Raw genomic sequence first — 643 nt, forward strand, 5'->3', positions numbered from 1 at the left:
AATGCCCGAGGTTCTTGACGATGTCCTCGACCATTTTCTTGGCGTCGGCGAAGAGCATCATGGTGTTGTCGCGGAAGAACAGCTCGTTCTCGACGCCGGCATAGCCGGCGGCCATGCCGCGCTTGATGAACAGCACCGTCTTGGCCCGCTCGACGTCGAGGATCGGCATGCCGTAGATCGCCGAGGTCGGGTCGGTCTTGGCCGCCGGGTTGGTCACGTCATTGGCGCCGATCACGAAGGCGACGTCGGCTTGAGCGAACTCGGAGTTGATGTCCTCGAGCTCGAACACCTCGTCATAGGGCACGTTGGCCTCGGCCAGCAGCACGTTCATGTGCCCGGGCATGCGGCCCGCCACCGGGTGGATGGCGTATTTCACCTCGACGCCCTCCTCCTTCAGCCGGTCGCCCATCTCGCGCAGCGCGTGCTGGGCCTGCGCCACCGCCATGCCGTAGCCGGGCACGATGATCACCTTGGCCGCGTTCTTCATGATGAAGGCCGCGTCCTCGGCCGAGCCCTGCTTGACCGGACGGCTCTCCACCGCGCCGGCCGGGCCGGCCTGCGCGTCGCCGCCGAAGCCGCCGAGGATCACCGAGACGAAGCTGCGGTTCATGCCCTTGCACATGATGTAGGACAGGATCGCGCC

Annotated in this window: 1 protein-coding gene; it reads right to left on the reverse strand. The window is 66.1% G+C overall.

Annotated features, from left to right (window positions below; all coding sequences use genetic code 11):
* A partial coding sequence (locus KIP89_RS19280; RefSeq protein ID WP_213757233.1) for an NAD(P)(+) transhydrogenase (Re/Si-specific) subunit beta occupies positions 1–643 on the reverse strand: 643 nt, incomplete at both ends.

Source organism: Ancylobacter radicis (genome assembly GCF_018449475.1).
Taxonomy (GTDB): Bacteria; Pseudomonadota; Alphaproteobacteria; order Rhizobiales; family Xanthobacteraceae; genus Ancylobacter; species Ancylobacter radicis.